At 67.6% G+C, this 2477-nt stretch carries 4 protein-coding genes; all 4 read left to right on the top strand.

Features of this window, described 5'->3' with window-relative positions; translation table 11 throughout:
• Positions 1-555, top strand: a 555-nt coding sequence (locus I6U14_RS03770) for a cbb3-type cytochrome c oxidase subunit I (RefSeq protein ID WP_296896983.1), incomplete at its 5' end; no start/stop codon positions are given.
• A gap of 9 nt (positions 556-564) precedes the next feature.
• Positions 565-1296 carry a cytochrome-c oxidase, cbb3-type subunit II gene (gene ccoO / locus I6U14_RS03765; protein WP_296896981.1) on the top strand — a complete coding sequence of 244 codons (732 nt, stop codon included), beginning with the start codon at positions 565-567 and terminating at the stop codon, positions 1294-1296.
• Between the two features lie 28 nt (positions 1297-1324).
• Positions 1325-1462, top strand: coding sequence for a cbb3-type cytochrome c oxidase subunit 3 (locus tag I6U14_RS03760; RefSeq protein WP_296896979.1), 138 nt, complete (start codon positions 1325-1327; stop codon positions 1460-1462).
• A gap of 2 nt (positions 1463-1464) precedes the next feature.
• Complete coding sequence (gene ccoP / locus I6U14_RS03755; protein ID WP_296896977.1) at positions 1465-2343, top strand: cytochrome-c oxidase, cbb3-type subunit III; 879 nt, start codon at positions 1465-1467, stop codon at positions 2341-2343.
• Positions 2344-2477: the final 134 nt, after the last annotated feature.

Below are 2477 nucleotides of genomic sequence, written 5' to 3'. Positions count from 1 at the left end.
GCCTGGGACAAGCTCCGGACCGACCCGGTCCTGCGCTTCTTGGTGGTCTCGGTCGCGTTCTACGGCATGAGCACCTTCGAGGGTCCGTTGATGTCGATCCGGCAGGTCAACGCGCTGTCGCACTACACCGACTGGACGGTTGGCCACGTGCACTCCGGAGCACTCGGCTGGGTCGCCTTCATCACCTTCGGGGCGATGTACTACCTGGTCCCCAAGCTGTGGAACCGCGCGCAGCTCTACAGCAACCGCCTGGTCGAATGGCACTTCTGGATCGCGACCCTCGGCATCGTCCTCTACATCACCGCCATGTGGGTCTCCGGTATCATGCAGGGCCTGATGTGGCGCGCCTATGACGACTTGGGCTTCCTGCAGTTCTCGTTCATCGAGACGGTCGAGGCGATGCATCCGTTCTACGTCATCAGGGCGCTCGGCGGTGTCTTCTTCCTCGCGGGCGCGCTGATCATGGTCTACAACTTGTGGCGCACGGCCAGGGGCGACGTCGCCACCCAGCCCACCGGCGCCAAGGGCGGCGCCGCGGCGCTGCCGGCGGAGTGAGGCACGGCGATGGCATGGGACAAGCACCAAGTCTTCGAGACCCGCACGGTGGCGCTGACCGCCGGCATCCTCACGGTGGTCGCCATCGGCGGCATCGTCGAGATCGCGCCCCTGTTTTCGATCGAGAACACCATCGAGCGGGTCGAGGGGGTGCGGCCCTACTCACCGCTCGAGCTGGCGGGCCGCGACGTCTACGTGCGCGAGGGCTGCTACGTCTGCCACAGCCAGCAGATCCGCACCTTCCGCGACGAGGTCGAGCGCTACGGCCATTTCAGTCTCGCCGCCGAGAGCATGTACGACCACCCCTTCCAGTGGGGCTCCAAGCGCACCGGACCCGATCTCGCCCGGGTCGGCGGCAAGTACTCCAACGACTGGCACGTCGCCCATCTGGTGGATCCGCGCTCGGTGGTGCCCGAGAGCATCATGCCGCCCTACGCGTTTCTTTTGGAGAACGACCTCGACCCGGTGGCCTACCGCGCCAACGTGGAGACCAACCGCACGGTCGGGGTGCCCTACACCGACGAGATGATCGAGAACGCGCCCTTCGACATGCGCAACCAGGCGGATCCCGACGGCGACTGGGCGGCGGTGCAGGCGCGCTACCCCAAGGCCACGGTCGGCGACCTCGACGGTCAGCCCGACCGGCTCACCGAGATGGACGCGCTCGTGGCGTATCTCCAAATCCTCGGCCGCATGGTCGACTTCACCGAGGTCGATCCCGAGGCCCTCCGCCAGCACTAGGAGGTCCGCTTTGGAAGAAAGCGGCATCATGAACGCGCTCTATCAAATCTGGCTGGTGGGGATGGTGGTGATCTTCCTCGCCATCGTCTGGTGGGCCTTTCGGCCGAAGAACCGCAAGAAGTGGGAAAAGCGTGGCCGCATCCCGCTCGACGACAAGGAGGGCTAGGGATGCCGAGCAAACCGGAAAAGGACGCCGTCACCGGGGTCGAGACCACCGGCCACGAGTGGGACGGCATCAAGGAGCTCAACAACCCGCTGCCGTCCTGGTGGGTCTGGACCTTCTACGTCTGCATCGCGTTCTCGGTGGTGTGGTTCATCCTGTTCCCGGCCATCCCCTTCGGACCCAGCGCCACCACGGGGCTCACCGGCAACACCGCGCGCGAGCGCGTCGCCAACGAGATCCAGGCGGCGGCGGATGCCCGAGCCGGGATCAACCAGCGCATCGTCGAGGCGGATCTCGACACCATCCGCGGCGACCCCGACCTGTTCACTTACGCGCTCACCGGCGGCGAGATCCTGTTCGGTGACAACTGCGCGCCCTGCCACGGCGTCGGCGGCGCCGGCCAGCTCAACTACCCGGTGCTGGCCGACGACGCCTGGATCTGGGGCGGCACCCTCGACGCCATCCAGCAGACGATCCTCTACGGCGTCCGCAACCAGGAGTACGAGTTCGACGCGCGCTTCTCGATGATGCCGCGCTACGGCACCGATCAGCTGCTCACGCGCGAAGAGATCGACCAGGTCGCCAACTACGTCGTCACGCTCTCCGGCCGCGCCCCGGAGGATCCGGCGCTCGCCGAGGCCGGGTCGGAGATCTACGCCCAGCAGTGCGCCTCCTGCCACGGCGCCGGCGGCGAGGGCATGGCGGCCTTGGGTGCCCCCAACCTCACCGACGCCATCTGGCTCTACGGCGGCGAGCTCGGCGACATCCGCCAGCAGATCTGGAACCCACAGCACGGCGTCATGCCGGGCTGGGTCGACCGGATTGCACCCGCAGAGATCAAGATGGTCTCGCTCTACGTCCACAGCCTCGGCGGCTGGCAGTAGACCCGGGCCGTCGCGGCGAGCGCCCGGCGGGGGGGTCCCCGCGGACACCACCGCCACACGCTCGGACCCCCTCCGCGGCGTTCAACGATCGGACACGCCCCACCGGCATCCCCGCGCCCGTCACCAGAGCCAGG

The organism is Thiohalocapsa sp., from assembly GCF_019695415.1.
Lineage (GTDB): Bacteria > Pseudomonadota > Gammaproteobacteria > Chromatiales > Chromatiaceae > Thiohalocapsa.
This window is presented reverse-complemented; position numbering and strand designations above follow the sequence as displayed.